We start from the raw sequence: 15,441 nt of genomic DNA on the forward strand, positions 1-15,441 counted from the left end.
AAATTCAGAATAGCAGGGAGCATGAATATGAAGATCAACTATGCGGACATGACGAACCACCTGGGGTCCTCCGCAGTCCGCGATATCCTTAAGATCACACAGGGCAAGGACATCATCTCGCTTGCCGGCGGGCTACCTGCCGAGGAACTGTTCCCGGCAGAGGCGATCCGGGAGGCTTACAGCCGCGTGCTGACAGGCGACAGTTCTGCGCTGCAATACGGACTGACAGAAGGCTATCTTCCGCTGCGTGAACAGATCGCCGCCAGACTGGGGCAACAGGGCATCCCTGTCTCCTCCGCTGAAATGATCCTCACTACCGGCTCCCAGCAGGCCATAGATCTGCTCTGCAGAATTCTGCTCGATCCGGGAGACACCGTACTCGTAGAGGCACCGACCTATCTGGCCGCCTTGCAGGTACTGGGTTCTTACCGTGCAGACATCCAGGTTGTGAAGAGCGATGAAGAAGGGCTGCTGCCGGAGCATCTCGAAGAGCAGCTTCGGGTACACCGCCCTAAGCTCTTGTACGCCGTTCCCACCTTCAACAACCCTTCTGGCGCAACCTGGAGTAAAGTACGCCGTGAACAAGTGGTGGAGCTATGCCGGAAATACGGTGTGCTGATGCTGGAGGATAATCCTTACGGAGAGATTAGATTCGATGAATCTCCGGGAGCCTATCCGCCGACCCTCGCAGCCATCGACAGGAATCTGGGCGGTGATCCCTGCGTGGTGTATACAGGTACTTTCTCCAAGATCGTAGCCCCGGGACTGCGCACCGGCTGGATCGTTGGCCCCGCTGAATTGGTCAAGATGATCGCCAGAGCCAAGCAAGCCGCCGATTTGCACTCCAGCACCATCGATCAGCGCGCCCTGCATGAGCTGCTGCGCACCTTCGATCTTGAAGGCCATATCCGGCTGGTCTCCCGGGAATACAAGTCACGGATGCAGCTGCTATCAGCAGAGCTGGCTTCACAGAACTGGCAGGATACCTCCTTCCTGGAGCCGCGCGGCGGCATGTTCCTGTGGCTGAGCCTGCCTGCCCGGATTCATACCGCCGAGCTGCTGCCGCTTGCCGTGGAGCAGGGCGTTGCCTTCGTTCCGGGCGAAGTTTTCTATTCGGAGCAGCCCATGAAGAACACGATGCGCCTGAATTTCACCCATACCCGGCCGGAGCTGCTGCCGCTCGCGGTGCAGCGCTTGTCCACCGCGCTGTCCCGGTATGAGGAGCGTCTGTTGCCGTTGTAACGGAATCTGCTTAAGGAACATGAGAACATCCACTCTGGCGGCGTCTGCGAAATGGAATTTTCGCAGAGGCCGTCTTGTGCAGGAACTCCACCTTCAAAACCCTCATTTGTAACGCTATGTGGACTGAGAAGACGTTATTTTGCTAAAAATAAACCTTTTCTACTCCTTACGGACTGAGGGGCCGCTATTTGATCGCTAGGAACGCAAAATGAAGAAAAATTTGTTAGTTAAGGCCCACTGAGTCCGCATAGCTTACAAAATAGGCTCATTGCCCGAATTAACGGCTTTGGAGTCCGCGAGTGAAGAGGCTGAGGTATATGATATGGACTTATGACAAAAAGGCGGCCCCCGAAGGAGACCGCCGTCTTATTGTCTGTATGAGTCATAATTAATTACTGCACTATTCTTATAAAAGTTGTCAGTTAGGAAAGTTTGCCGTAAGCCGGGTTCTGTGCTCGTTGTGGTTCAGACGGGAACTACCCTCCCACCATAAGCGACAATCATCTATCTAGGCCATACATTACTGCACAGCTCCAGCGACCAACCTAGACACGCCTCAGGCGAAGGCTGCGGCTTCCGGTTAGGGAAGCGGCTGCGTCTCATTAGGTCTTGCTCCAGATGGGGTTTACCAGGAACGAAGTCACCAGCGTTCCTCGGGGTCTCTTACACCTCGGTTCCATCCTTGCCTGTGCCGCCCGAAAGCGGCCATCGGCGGTCCATTTCTGTGGCACTATCCTTCGGCTCGCGCCGACTGGACGTTATCCAGCACCCTGCCTTGTGGAGCCCGGACTTTCCTCCCGCATACGCTCTCACGCATACCGGCGATTGTCTGTCAAACTTTCCGAAACAACATTGTATATTATACAGATATGCCGCCCGGCGCACAAGTGTAAATAATAACAGCCTACAGGAATGTAAAAGGCTCGGTATCCGGCTGCGAGGCATGCACTGCCGTGCCGTACTTGTGCTCCGTCAGCTTGCCGGCCAGAAACTCCGCTACCTTCACCTTCATGATCTTCTCCGCATTATGGCCCGGATCGATCAGGGCGATTCCCGCGAGGTGCGCATCCTGTGCGGTATGGTAATCGATATCGCCGGTCACCAGCACATCCGCTCCCTTGAAGATAGCGCTGCTGTAGTACTTGGCACCGGACCCGCCCATGACTGCCGCCTTGCGGATCTTGCGGTCCAGATCTCCAACTACCCGCACGCTCTCCACATCCAGCCCGCGTTTGACCGTATCGATGAACTCACCAAGCGTCACCTGCTCCTTCAGCTTCCCCACTCTTCCAAGTCCAAGGCTGCGGCCTTTGAGGTCCATGGAATACAGATCATAAGCCACCTCTTCATACGGATGAGCCTTCAGCATGGCCTGTACCACCTTGTTACGGATCGTATGCGGCACAATCGTCTCGATGCGGACCTCTTCAGCCCGCTCCAGCTTGCCAGGCGTGCCGAGATACGGGTCCGTGCCCTCCTGGGGAATGAAGGTGCCATAGCCTTCGATATTAAAGCTGCAATGGCTGTAATTGCCGATCCAGCCTGCCCCGGCGTTCAGGATGGCATCCAGCACCTTCTGGTGATGATCCTTCGGCACGAATACAACCAGCTTGGACAGCTGCTCGGTATGAATATCCTTGATCGGTGCACCATTCTCAATGCCTAGCGCCTCGGCCATCCAGTCGTTCATTCCGCCTTCGGCCACATCCAGATTCGTATGGCTGATATACACGGCAATGTCGTTTTTGATCAGCTTCTCATATAAGCGGCCTGCCGGGGTATCCGTCAGAATCCCTTTGATCGGCCGGAAAATCACCGCATGATGGGCAATAATCAGATTACAGCCCTTGGCAATCGCTTCGTCCACAATGCTCTCATTGACATCCAGCGCCACCAGCACCCCGGTGATTTCCTTCTGAAGACTGCCGACCTGTAGCCCGACATTATCCCATTCCTCCGCCAGATGCTTCGGGGCAAGCTGCTCCATATATCCAATTACGGTCTGTCCTTTGGCAAACATTCCAGCACCTCCGCAATCCGTTTAATCTGAAGTCTGATCTTGCTGCGCTTCTCCTCAGCCGCCTCCAGCTCCGAACGTGCGAGCGAGGCCAGGATGCTCTCCAGCTTGGAGATTTCACCCTGCCATTTGGCAGCGAATACTTCATTCGGCGCTTGCAGCAGCAGCGGTCCCATCTCCAGCAGCAGCGCCTGATCAAGCGCTACCTTTCCTGCTGCAAGCAGACGTCCGCTGTACAGCTCTTCATTCGTCCCCGCCGCTTCAGCGCCCTCAGGGACCGCGGTCAGGATCTCGTAAATTTTGCCGTCTTCCTCCAAAATATGCTCCGAGACCAGCACCCAGCTGTTAGCCAGCAGCCAGCGGCGCAGAATATCTTCGCCTACATTGGGCTGCAGCGCGAGCGTCTTCACCCCGGCCAGCTTGCCGAGCTTCTGCCCGCGGTCCAGAATCGCCGCGATCAGTGAGCCGCCCATCCCGGCAATGGTAATGCAGTCCGTTTCCCCCGGCTCCAGCACCTCCAGCCCGTCTCCGCGCCGTACAGCGATCTTTGCACCGAGTCCTGCTTCCGCAACACCACGGCGCGCCGCTTCATAGGGTCCCGGATTTACTTCTCCGGCAATAGCCGAAGGCACCCGGCCGCTCTTCACAGCGGCAACAGGCAGCAGGGCATGATCTGAGCCGATATCGGCAAATCTGCTGCCCGCAGGGACCTGCTCCAGCAGCAGCTGAAGCCGGTCAGATAATTTTACGTTGTTCATGAGGCCACCCACGTTATCCATTTTTTTCTGAAGAGGAACAGCAGCGCAAGGCCCACTGCAATCTTCAGTATTAATATCAGCGAGGTCCATTCCGGGAATCCCGCTCTGAGCCATAGCGCATCCACCTCCGGCATCAGCCAGAGGGCAGCACCCGCCCCCAGGTACACCCCAGAGACCCCGCTAACCTTGTGATACATCAACCAGCTCATCCAGATCATCAGCACACACAGCGGAAGCCAGAGCAGCTCCAGCTCCAGAAGAGAGGCATCCGGCCGGACATGTCCGAAGAATCCTGCATAGAGCAGAGCCCAGAAGGCATATCCGCAGAAATGAAGCAGCCCGATGCGCAGAAAAAAACCAAGCACACACCACAGCAGCCCGCAGGCCGCAATCAGCAGCGGTGTCCAAAAATCAGCATCCAGCTTATGCAGCTCAATGAGCCACAGTCCGAATCCCAGCGTTAAAATGCTGCCGATTCCCGCCAGCATCAGACTGATTGTCTTGTTGCGGTTCAGGTAAATCGCTGAATATCCATAACAAATAATTAGGACACTGAGCGCTGTTGCAAGTTGCAAAGGCCAGGGAAAAACGCTAAAATAAAGACTAATCAAGAAAATCAAGGAAATAATTCCAAAACCAAACAGCCAAATTTTGATGCTTCCCTGCTGGAGATTCCGTAACGATACCGGATTGCTGTCCTTCACCTCTGCCTGATCATCATACAGGTTAGTCAGGAAGTCACAATATTGCTCGGGCAAAAGCTTGCTTCTTCTCCAGTATTGTATTTCTCTTAATATAGTATCACGTTTCTCCAGGTTCAACCGGCATCCCTCTTTCCAGAACTTGCCATCCCTACATTAGAAGCTCCCGCACACGGCGGGACTCCAGCATTGGTGAATCCCCTTGACAACATAATAGGACCTCCTGCCACTGTGCAGCAGAAGGTCCCGGTTGTACGGTCTATTCGAGGAAATCCTTCAGCCGCTTACTGCGGCTGGGGTGACGCAGCTTACGAAGCGCTTTGGCTTCGATCTGGCGAATCCGCTCGCGGGTTACGCCGAACACCTTGCCCACTTCCTCAAGTGTTCTCGTCCGTCCGTCATCCAGTCCGAAGCGCAGGCGGAGCACATTCTCTTCACGCTCAGTCAGCGTGTCCAGCACATCCTCCAGCTGTTCCTTCAGCAGCTCATATGCCGCTGCATCCGCAGGCGCCAGCGCCTCCTGGTCCTCAATGAAATCTCCCAGATGCGAATCATCTTCCTCACCAATCGGTGTCTCCAGCGATACCGGCTCCTGGGCAATCTTCATGATCTCTCTAACCTTCTCAACGGTAAGCTCCATCTCCGCTGCAATCTCTTCAGGTGACGGCTCGCGTCCCAGCTCCTGCAGCAATTGGCGGGAGACCCGGATCAGCTTGTTGATGGTTTCAACCATATGCACCGGAATACGGATCGTACGCGCCTGGTCAGCAATCGCACGCGTAATCGCCTGACGAATCCACCAGGTTGCATAAGTACTGAATTTGAAGCCTTTGTTATGGTCAAACTTCTCAACTGCCTTGATCAGACCCATGTTGCCTTCCTGAATCAGATCCAGGAACAGCATGCCGCGTCCGACATAACGCTTGGCGATACTGACCACGAGCCGCAGGTTCGCTTCTGCCAGTCTCCGCTTCGCTTCCTCATCACCATTCTTGATCCGCATCGCCAGTTCCACTTCATCGTCAGCCGATAACAGCGGCACGCGGCCGATTTCCTTCAGATACATCCGGACGGGGTCGTTGATCTTGATCCCCGGAGGCAGCGACAGATCATCGTCGAAGCTGAAGTCGTCTCCTTCTTTGTCCTCATTGTCTTCGCTTGGACGGAGGCTGTTCACCTCTTCATCGTTCTCATTGACAACCTCGATCCCCAGATCGCTCAGCTGCTCGTAGAATTCCTCCATCTGCTCGGGGTCTTGATCGAATGGCGACAATTTCTCCATGATATCTTTGTAATTAAGTGATGATCTTTTCTTCCCGTGATCAATAAGCTGATCCTTAACCTGATCCAGAGTAAATTCCGCTTCCAGTTCAGTGTGCTGATCGTTCGCCATAATTCGACTCCCTCCTCCCTAGGTACATCCTGTCAACAGCTCATTGTCTCTCTAGGGCTAAAATTTCACTTGCTATTTGTGCTGCACGCAAAAAGTCACCGGATTTCTCCGCCTGAATCATCTCTTCACGCTTGGGTTCAATTTTGCGCTGCAGAGGATACTTCCGCACTTCACGAATACAATCGTCCAGAACCTGGGTATTCCAGTCCGGAGGGGTATCCATCATGGAGATGGCCGTTGCGGTCTTCTCCAGACGGTCGTCCTGAAGCGATGATAGAAACCGGCTGATGCCGGGTGGTTTGCCTTGCGCATAATAAGCATATAGATAAGCGGCGATTGCCGCATGATCATCAATATTGAACTCTTCTCCGAGCCGTTCACCCACATAGGCCGCCGCTTCCGGGTCTTGAATCATGAATGATAACAGGCGCCGTTCCGCAACATGGTAAGCAGGCAGTAAGGTAGGTGTCTGCACTTGCCCTTTTTTATGCCTACCATTATTCCACCTATTATCGTTATTATCCCCTTCGGGGTTGTTTTTTTGCATGGAGGCCCGAAGTAAATTACAATCCTGCTTCAGACTGTCGTAGGACAGCTCAAGCTCGGAGGCGATTTCCCGCAGGTACACCTCCCGCTCCGTTGAAGAAGGGAGCCCGGCGATAATCTCCAGAGCCTCCTTGACATAGGCAATTTTGCCGTCTTCCTCTAGGAGTATATGGTTTTTTTTCAGATATATAAGCTTAAATTTGATGGAGGACACGGCAGAGTCAATCACTTGTTCCCTGAATCTGTCCCCGCCATGCCGGGAGATGAATTCATCCGGGTCCAGGCCGCTGGGAAGCAGGGCTACCTTGACCCGCAGACCGCTGGCTTCCAGGATAGGAATGGCCTTAAGGGCCGCAGCTTGTCCAGCCTTATCTCCATCATAGGCAAGCACAATCTCATCTCCAAGGCTCTTCATCAAGCCCACGTGACCCTCGGTGAGCGAGGTTCCCATCGTGGCTACCCCGTTCTGCACACCTGCCTCCCAAGCCGAAATGACATCACCGTATCCCTCGAACAGGACGATTTGCCGCGTTTTGCGGATGGATGCTTTGGACTGGTGCAGATTGTACAGAATGCGGCTTTTGTTAAATAACCGGCTCTCGGGAGAGTTCAGGTACTTCGGCTGCCCCTCCCCGAGAATACGTCCGGCGAAGGCGATCGTCTTGCCCATGCGGTTCGCAATCGGAAAAATAACCCGGCCGCGGAAGCGGTCCAGATATCCTTTGCCTTCCCCTCGGGCAGACAATAGTCCGCCCTTCTCCATCTCGGCGAGATCGAAGCTGCGCTTCTCCAGAAACTGCAGCAGCGTATCCCAGCGGTCCGGCGCGTAGCCGATCTGGAACTGGTCAATCATTTTGTCGCTGAAACCCCGGGTTCTTAAGTAATCCATGGCGGCAGTGCCGTATTCCGTGTTTTTCAGCAAAAAATGATAAAACTTCGCCGATAATTCATACGCCTGAATCAGCCGGTCCCGCTCGGGATCGGGGGCAGCAAGCGCCCCGCCTCTCCCCTCAGGAACAGGGATATCACTCTCTTCCGCCATGATTCTGACTGCTTCGGGGAAGGATAATCCTTCGATTTCCATCCTGAATTTGATGGCATTTCCGCCCATACCGCAGCCAAAGCAATGAAAGACTCCCCGGTCAGGGGTGACAGTGAAGGAAGGGGACTTCTCCGAATGGAACGGGCAGAGGCCCCATAAATATTTACCCTGCTTGGACAAATGGACAACCTTGCTGACTGTATCGACAATATCATGCCGCGCCAGCACGTTCTCGATAACCTCTTCGGGAATAGGACCATGTCCGCTAGCCACTTCAACCACCTTCATCTCTTAACAGTTAAATATAATTCGCTATAGCTGGACATTCTCCTGCAAAATTGTTAAAAGTTTTGTCAGTTTATGTTGAAAAAGATTTTTTTCCTCTGCGGTAATCGCTTTGGGACCCTTGGAATAGTGCCCGCGCCTGCGTTCAACCGCCTTGGCATGCCTGCTCTCCAGCATAAAATCCATGGTAGAATTCTCATATTCCTGGCCCCGGTTCGAAAGTGCAAGGCAGCGTTTGCCCAGCGCCAGCGCCGCCAGTCCATAATCCTGCGTAATTACGATATCCCCTGCAGAAATATGATTGGCGATATAGAGGTCGGCACTGTCTGCCCCGCGGTCCACCTGAACCACCGTAACGCCTTCTTCCGCCCGCAGCACATGATCATAGGAGGAGACCATCAGCACCGGAAGCCCGAATTCGCGCGCCACGGTAATAATCTCCTGCTTAACCGGACAAGCATCCCCGTCCACAACAATCTTTCTTAGCCGGGAAGTTCCCAAGCTCACCTCACCAAATTCCTGTGTAATATATATTACGCTCAACCGTTCAAAAATCCTTCTTTGGTAAAGCATAAATACGGAACGAATGTCAACTTACGCATTGGCACCGTTCCGTATATTTATACCCTAAACCCTCGATCTATACCATAAAATCGCAAACATTACTTAAAATTTGCCTGAATTACCACACCAGCTTGCCGAAATCAGCAAACAACCTGGAGTCGGTATGAATGCCGGCCAGCAGCGCCAGACGGTTCGAGCGGACGGCTTCGTCTTCGGCCATAACCATAACCGAATCGAAGAATCCGGTAACAGCTGCTTCAAGTCCCGACAGAATCTGCAGGGCCTCAGCGGCATGTCTGGAAGCAAGGGCTGCGCGGTAAGGCTCATGAATACTCTGCCAAGTCGCGTACAGCTTCTGTTCCGCTTCTTCCTTAAGCAGGACCGGGTCGATAACTGCACCCTCCGGAGCTTTGGCGGCCAGATTGCTGACACGGGTCAGGGAATCCATAGTAATTTTGAAATCAGCCTGATCGGTTACGGCATTCATCAAAGCCAGACTTCTGCTTACTACATCAACGATATCATCGAATCCTGCCGCAAGCGCTGCATCTACAACATCATAACGTACATTGTTGTCAGCTAGCAGGCGTTTGACGCGCAGACCGAAGAACTCGTACAGAGTTATACGCAATTCAGGGGTGAAATGTTTCTCTGTACGGAAACTTTCATGAACTTCCAGTGCCGCTGCAAAAATCTCCTGCAGGCTTAGGCTCAGCTGATGCTCCAGTACGATCTGGACAATCCCTGCTGCCTGACGGCGCAGGGCATAAGGATCCTGGGAGCCGGTTGGAATAATTCCGATCGAGAAACAGCCGACAATCGTATCGATTTTATCAGCAAGGCTGACTACAAGACCTGCCTGTGTAGAAGGAACAGCATCTCCGGCGAAGCGCGGCTGATAATGCTCGAAGACCGCTTTGGACACCCGTTCTGCTTCCCCAGCCTTGCGGGCATAATCCTCACCCATCGTGCCTTGCAGTTCAGGAAACTCACCTACCATCTGGGTTACCAGATCGAATTTGCAAATATCCGCTGTACGGCTCACTTCCGCAGCAGCTTCTGAAGACAGCTCAAGCTTCACCGCCAAGCGGTCAGCGATGGCACGGATACGGCGCACTTTGTCACCTACACTGCCCAGCTCTTCATGATAGACGATATTCTCCAGCTTGGCCAGAGCATCATTAATCTGCAGCTTCTGGTCTTCTTCATAAAAGAATTTGGCATCCGACAAGCGCGCACGCAGCACCTTCTCGTTCCCCTTGGCGATGACATCCAGCGATACCGCATTCCCGTTACGTACTGTTACGAAGAACGGCAGCAGCTTGCCGTCTTCACCAAATACCGGGAAATAACGCTGATGCTCACGCATCGAGGTGATCAGCACCTCCTGCGGAATATTCAGGAAGGCCGGATCAAAGGTACCGAACAGCACAGTCGGCGTCTCTACCAGGAACAGGACCTCTTCCAGCAGATCCTCCTTGATCGCAATCTTCCAGTTCTTCTCTTCCGCAAGCTTATGAATACCGCTTAGAATCAGCTCTTCGCGCTCCTTCACATCCACCAGCACATGCTGGCTGCGCAGAGCTTCAACGTATGCAGCAGGCTCTGCGATCACAGCTTCTTCACCGAGGAAACGGTGGCCGCGGCTCACCTTGCCCGCCTTGACTCCGGTAATCGTAAGGTCAATGATCTCTTGGCCGAAGAGAGCTACCATCCAGCGGATCGGACGGACGAACTTGAAATCATAAGCGCCCCAGCGCATATTTTTCGGGAAGGTCATGCTGCTGACAATGCCCGCCAGGCCTTCGGAGAGCAAGGAGGCTGTCTCGATGCCGGTGCTGCTCTTGGTCACATAGATGTATTCCACGCCTGCCAGTTCCTTGAACGTGAACTGCTCCGGCGTGGCGCCCTGACTGCGGGCAAAGCCTAATGCAGCCTTGCTCCATTCGCCGCTGGCATCCAGTGCGATTTTGCGTGACGGGCCTTTGACCTCTTCGCTTACATCCTCTTGGCGCTCTGCGGCATCCTTCACCAGTACGGCAAGGCGGCGCGGTGTTGCATATGCACTGACGCCCTGATGACTGATCCGTGAGGCCTCCAGCCATTTCGCCGTTCTGTCCTTCAGTTGCTCCATCGCCGCGCGGATAAAGCGTGCAGGGATTTCCTCCAGACCGATCTCGAACAGAATATCCTTAGACATGGTCAGCACCTTCTTTCTTCAGCAGCGGGAAGCCCAGCTTCTCGCGTTCCTCCAGATATGTCGCCGCTACGGTGCGGGCCAAATTGCGTACTCTCGTAATGAAGCCTGTGCGTTCCGTTACGCTGATTGCGCCGCGCGCATCCAGCAGGTTGAAGGTATGCGAGCATTTCAGCACGTAATCATACGCCGGGAAAACTAAATGGTTCTCCATCGCTCTGCGGGCTTCCTCTTCGTAGGTGTTGAACAGGGTGAACAGCATTTTGACGTCCGAGACTTCAAAGGTGTAGGTGGAATGCTCAACCTCCGGCTGATGGAACACATCTCCGTACGTCATGCCGTCTACCCATTCCAGGTCAAATACATTTTCCTTATCCTGAATATAGGAAGCCAGACGCTCCATCCCGTAAGTGATCTCCACCGCTACCGGACTTGCTTCAATTCCGCCAACCTGCTGGAAGTACGTGAACTGGGTAATTTCCATACCGTCCAGCCACACTTCCCAGCCGAGACCCGCACAGCCCAGAGACGGATTCTCCCAGTTGTCTTCAACAAACCGCACATCATGCAGCAGGGGATCTACGCCCAGTGCCTTCAGGCTATCCAGGTACAGCTCCTGAATATTGTCCGGGGACGGCTTGATGATCACCTGGAACTGGTGATGCTGATACAGGCGGTTCGGGTTCTCCCCGTAACGGCCGTCGGACGGACGGCGTGAAGGCTCCACATAAGCAACCTTCCACGGCTCCGGACCCAGGGAACGTAAAAAAGTCATAGGGTTCATCGTGCCCGCCCCTTTTTCCGTATCATACGGCTGGACGAGAATACAGTTCTGGGCGGCCCAGAATTGCTGCAGGGTCAGAATCATCTGCTGAAAGTTCATAACTACCGGCTCCTTCGCTTTACAAGTGTGTACTGCCTCTTGCTTATGACTGGCTCTTGCTGCTGCGCGATGGAGGCGGCACCAGCTTCTATGTACCTGCGGTATGTGCTGGAAGAAGGATCTCCCGCACAACCACAAGCCAAAAAGCTCCCGCCCCCATGCCTGATGAACAGACATAGGGACGAGAGCTCAAATATGTTCTCCCGCGGTTCCACCCTACTTGATTACGCAAAAATCACGAAATCCACTTTTGATGTCGCCGCTTCCGTACTCCCGGGTGCCCTGTTCATGAACGTCGTCCCGCCAGGCTTCCACTATCCCCGGCTCGCTGCTGCGACAATATCGCCCACTACTTTCCCGATCCACGCACTCTCTCCAGTTCTGGAGCAAACACGGCAATCTTATAAAAGAAACTGAACTTATAGTAACGGATAATTAGCGATTCGTCAAATATTGTATTTGTCGAGCTGGTCCAGGAAGCTCTGGGACTTCAGTCTGAGCCCCAGCTGCATATCCATGAATCCCCGCATGACGGTCTTCAGCTCCGCACGGGTCTCCGGCTTCACATCCACGTTCCCCAGCCTGGTCAGATCCAGCGCCGCGAAGATCCGCAGCAGCTTCAAGGCACGCGGAGAAATCTCCATGGCCGGAGGATCGTTATGCCGGCAGCTACGGCAGAGGACTCCCCCCAGACGCGGACTGATTCTAAGCTCCTCATCCGGCTTGTCTTTGCCGCAGACGATACAGGAATCGAGCTGAGGCCCATAACCGGCAGCCTGCAGCACCTTCATTTCAAATACATTATTGATAATGCCGGGCTCTTTGTCTTCCTCCAATGCATTCAGGCAGGCGGTCAGCTGGCGGTACCAGAAGCTGCCTGTCTCTTCATCATGCAGCACCCGGTCCAGCAGCTCGCAGGCATAGGATGCATACGCCGCCTTGACCAGATCCTCGCGCAGCGGATGATGGGACTTCGTGATCTCGCCGGCATTCAGTGTTCCCAGTCCGCCGTTGTTGCGGAAGAACACGAACTCACCTGTTGTGAACAGCTGGATCAGGGCAGCATGACGGCTTTTGACCTTCTTGGCGCCCCGCACCAGAACCCCTACTTTACCGGCGTTCTCGGTGCAAAGCGTAATAATGGCGTTCCCTTCACCGTAGTCCATGCTGCGGATGACGATCCCTTCCACCCTGTATAGCATGCCTCTTCCCCCAACCACTCGGCAAGCAACCAGTCCTTATTGTGCTTCTTCATCGATGGCCATCTCTTCCTCCGCCGGCAGCGGTCCGCTGCCCTCGGGCGAATCCCCAGCTTCCCTGTACAGCAAATACGCATCGAGATCTCCAGTCATTGCAAAATACTTCCACGAAAAATTCCGCATTCGTATTCATCCTTTCTTCGGAAACACGATGTCTCTTCAGATGTAGGATGTGCGATGCCCCAGGATCTATCCGTGCAATTCCTGCCATGTTGAGGCGGCGTGAGAGGTGATCATTCTTTATGGAAGCCCAAATCCCGCAGAACGCGGTCCTGGTTACGCCAGTCTTTTTTCACCTTCACCCATAATTCTAGGAAAATCTTCGAGCCCAGCAGGTTCTCAATATCCGTCCGCGCCCGGCGTCCGACTTCCTTCAGCAGCGCCCCCTGCTTACCGATAATGATTCCCTTCTGGGAATCGCGCTCGACAAAGATAACCGCCGAAATATGCACAACCCCATTCGGTTCCACGCTCATATCCTCAATCGCCACGGCGATGGAATGCGGCACCTCTTCACGGGTCAGATGCAGAATCTTCTCGCGGATCAGCTCCGCGCAGACGAACTGCTCGGGGTGATCGGTAATCTGGTCGTCCGGGTAATACTGCGGGCCTTCCGGCAGGTATTTCTGCACCTGCTCCAGCAGCGTGTTGACGTTATTGCCCATCTTGGCTGAGATCGGCACGATCTCGGCGAACTCATGCAGCTTGTTATATTCCGTAATCATCGGCAGCAGCGCTTCCGGTTCAATCTTGTCAATCTTGTTCATGACCAGGATGACAGGAGTCTTAATGCTCCCGAGCTGTTCCGCAATAAAACGGTCCCCGCCGCCCATACCCTCGGAGGCATCGACAAGGAACAGTACCGCTTCCACTTCATGCAGCGTGCTCATCGCGGTCTGATTCATGTAATCGCCCAGTTTGGACTGTCTTTTATGGATACCCGGGGTGTCCAGGAATACAATCTGCGAATTATTCGCCGTATATACCCCGTGAATCTTGTTCCGGGTGGTCTGCGGCTTGTCCGACATAATGGCAATCTTCTGGCCGATTACCTGGTTCATGAGCGTTGATTTACCTACGTTTGGTCTGCCGATAATGGCGACAAACCCTGATTTGAATTTCATATGATCCTCCTATTTATCTTACAACTTGGTTGAAAGCGTTTCTGTCAAAAGCGTTCACCCTTAAAAGCGTTTCGATCCCCCTAAATCCCCCTTCGCCAAGGGGGACCCCAAGGGCCCCGGCCCTCTGGACACCCGGAACTGGCGTGGGCACAGCGGTTAGCGCGGTAAGTGACTGTGGAGCATGAGCGCTTACCGTTCCCTGCGGGAACACGCTTGACTGCGGCGCGGTTGATTGGCTGTGACCAGCATGCGGCGCGGGACAGGTAGCTGCGGAGCATGAACGCTTTTCGTTCCCTGCGGGAACACGCTTGAGTACGGCGCGGGAAAGATTAATTTGTTGAATACCTGAAGCCTGCCCATGCCCGCAACTAGCTTAGTTGTATTTTGTACACTTATTCTGCTCCAAATCAAAGGTTATTACGGTTTAGTTGTAATTCATACATCTATTTTCCTCTTCAACGTTACTTTTGGCGTTATCCGATGAATATAGTTGTACAAATTACACTTAAATCAACTTTTGAAGGGAATAGTGGAAAGTTAGTTGTACAATATACTGTTAACTCTGGAGCACGCTTGACTACAGCGCGGATGATTAGTTGGATACCGGAACGCTCGCCTGGCCCATGTCCCTGCACCTGCACCAGCACCAGCACCAGCACCAGCACCAGCACCAGCACCAGCACCAGCACCAGCAGGCTTAATTGTATTTTGTACAACAGAATAAGCAAATCTAAGGCTCTTTAACGGTTCTATTGTATTTTATACAGCAGATTTGCCGCAAACAGGCCATAAACAGGTTATTTCCCGTTTTCAATTGCACGAAATACAACAGAACCTATCTTGCATCCAATTTTGGCACAATCTATTGTACGTTATACAGTAGAGTGCCCAACAGCAGCAATATGTTGAAGTCCTTAGTACCAGCACCAGCCTGCTGTCATCACTCCGCACTCTGTCCCTGCGCCAGATCCGCAGGACCGAAGGCGCCGGGGAGCAGATCGCGCACGGTTGTCTCCACAATATCACCCTTGAGGTTGCCGAGAATAACCGGCATATCAGGTCCGCACAGCTCGACCATCACCTGCCGGCAGACGCCGCAAGGCGATACGGGGCCATCCGTGTCGGCCACGACAGCGATGGCTTTGAAGGTACCGGGCTTGTGCCCGTCCGCAATCGCGCGGAACATGGCCGTCCGCTCGCCGCAGTTGGTCGGGCCGTAAGCGGCATTCTCGATGTTGCAGCCGTGGTGGACCTTGCCATCCTGATCCAGAAGGGCTGCACCGACCCCGAAGCGGGAATAAGGTATATATGCATTGGCTCTTGCCTTGATCGCTTCTTGAAGAAGTAGCGCAGAATCCATAATTGTCCTCCTAAAAGTTTTATCAAGCATCCTCTTCATTGAAATCCCTTCGAGATAAAACTCGCTTCGT

At 53.7% G+C, this 15,441-nt stretch carries 14 protein-coding genes and 1 other RNA gene; 1 reads left to right on the forward strand and 14 read right to left on the reverse strand.

The annotated features are described in order from the left end of the window. Positions 1-27 precede the first annotated feature (27 nt). Positions 28-1,242 carry an aminotransferase-like domain-containing protein gene (locus MKX51_RS22890; RefSeq protein WP_340993988.1) on the forward strand — a complete coding sequence of 405 codons (1,215 nt, stop codon included), beginning with the start codon at positions 28-30 and terminating at the stop codon, positions 1,240-1,242. 423 nt (positions 1,243-1,665) lie between these two features. Here the strand turns inward: MKX51_RS22890 and rnpB are convergent. The 14 genes from rnpB to MKX51_RS22960 form a co-directional block, all read right to left on the reverse strand. After that, positions 1,666-2,083, reverse strand: an RNA gene (rnpB, locus tag MKX51_RS22895) — RNase P RNA component class A. 63 nt (positions 2,084-2,146) lie between these two features. Then, the gene (locus tag MKX51_RS22900) at positions 2,147-3,262 is read right to left on the reverse strand and encodes a Nif3-like dinuclear metal center hexameric protein (protein ID WP_076075850.1); all 1,116 of its coding nucleotides are present in this window, start codon (positions 3,260-3,262) and stop codon (positions 2,147-2,149) included. Further along, positions 3,238-4,017 (reverse strand): tRNA (adenine(22)-N(1))-methyltransferase, encoded by a 780-nt coding sequence (locus MKX51_RS22905; protein WP_340993989.1) that lies wholly within the window; start codon positions 4,015-4,017, stop codon positions 3,238-3,240. Before MKX51_RS22905 ends, MKX51_RS22900 begins: the two co-directional genes overlap by 25 nt. After that, entirely contained in the window at positions 4,014-4,838 is an 825-nt protein-coding gene (locus MKX51_RS22910; protein WP_036724394.1) for a hypothetical protein, read from the reverse strand. The genes MKX51_RS22905 and MKX51_RS22910 overlap by 4 nt, the downstream gene beginning before the upstream one ends. Positions 4,839-4,977: 139 nt before the next feature. Further along, positions 4,978-6,111, reverse strand: coding sequence for an RNA polymerase sigma factor RpoD (gene rpoD, locus MKX51_RS22915; RefSeq protein WP_036690273.1), 1,134 nt, complete (start codon positions 6,109-6,111; stop codon positions 4,978-4,980). Positions 6,112-6,151: 40 nt separating this feature from the next. Next, positions 6,152-7,987 carry a DNA primase gene (gene dnaG, locus MKX51_RS22920; protein WP_245368119.1) on the reverse strand — a complete coding sequence of 612 codons (1,836 nt, stop codon included), beginning with the start codon at positions 7,985-7,987 and terminating at the stop codon, positions 6,152-6,154. A gap of 24 nt (positions 7,988-8,011) precedes the next feature. Next, entirely contained in the window at positions 8,012-8,491 is a 480-nt protein-coding gene (locus MKX51_RS22925; RefSeq protein ID WP_076076338.1) for a YaiI/YqxD family protein, read from the reverse strand. Between the two features lie 175 nt (positions 8,492-8,666). Then, the gene (gene glyS, locus MKX51_RS22930) at positions 8,667-10,748 is read right to left on the reverse strand and encodes a glycine--tRNA ligase subunit beta (RefSeq protein WP_340993990.1); all 2,082 of its coding nucleotides are present in this window, start codon (positions 10,746-10,748) and stop codon (positions 8,667-8,669) included. Next, positions 10,741-11,628 carry a glycine--tRNA ligase subunit alpha gene (gene glyQ, locus MKX51_RS22935; protein ID WP_036724333.1) on the reverse strand — a complete coding sequence of 296 codons (888 nt, stop codon included), beginning with the start codon at positions 11,626-11,628 and terminating at the stop codon, positions 10,741-10,743. The genes glyS and glyQ overlap by 8 nt, the downstream gene beginning before the upstream one ends. A gap of 446 nt (positions 11,629-12,074) precedes the next feature. Further along, positions 12,075-12,830, reverse strand: a complete 756-nt coding sequence (recO, locus tag MKX51_RS22940) for a DNA repair protein RecO (RefSeq protein WP_076154225.1) — start codon at positions 12,828-12,830, stop codon at positions 12,075-12,077. Positions 12,831-12,866: 36 nt separating this feature from the next. Next, positions 12,867-13,010, reverse strand: a complete 144-nt coding sequence (locus tag MKX51_RS22945) for a YqzL family protein (RefSeq protein ID WP_076075837.1) — start codon at positions 13,008-13,010, stop codon at positions 12,867-12,869. Between the two features lie 110 nt (positions 13,011-13,120). Next, positions 13,121-14,011: a GTPase Era gene (era, locus tag MKX51_RS22950; protein ID WP_036724337.1), complete on the reverse strand. Its 891-nt coding sequence runs from the start codon at positions 14,009-14,011 to the stop codon at positions 13,121-13,123. A gap of 473 nt (positions 14,012-14,484) precedes the next feature. Then, a complete protein-coding gene (locus MKX51_RS22955) occupies positions 14,485-14,739 on the reverse strand; it encodes a hypothetical protein (protein WP_340993991.1) in 255 nt (84 codons plus the stop codon). 212 nt (positions 14,740-14,951) lie between these two features. Next, a complete protein-coding gene (locus MKX51_RS22960) occupies positions 14,952-15,371 on the reverse strand; it encodes a cytidine deaminase (protein ID WP_340993992.1) in 420 nt (139 codons plus the stop codon). Between the last annotated feature and the right edge of the window lie 70 nt (positions 15,372-15,441).

The organism is Paenibacillus sp. FSL M7-0420, from assembly GCF_038002345.1.
Lineage (GTDB): Bacteria > Bacillota > Bacilli > Paenibacillales > Paenibacillaceae > Paenibacillus_AQ.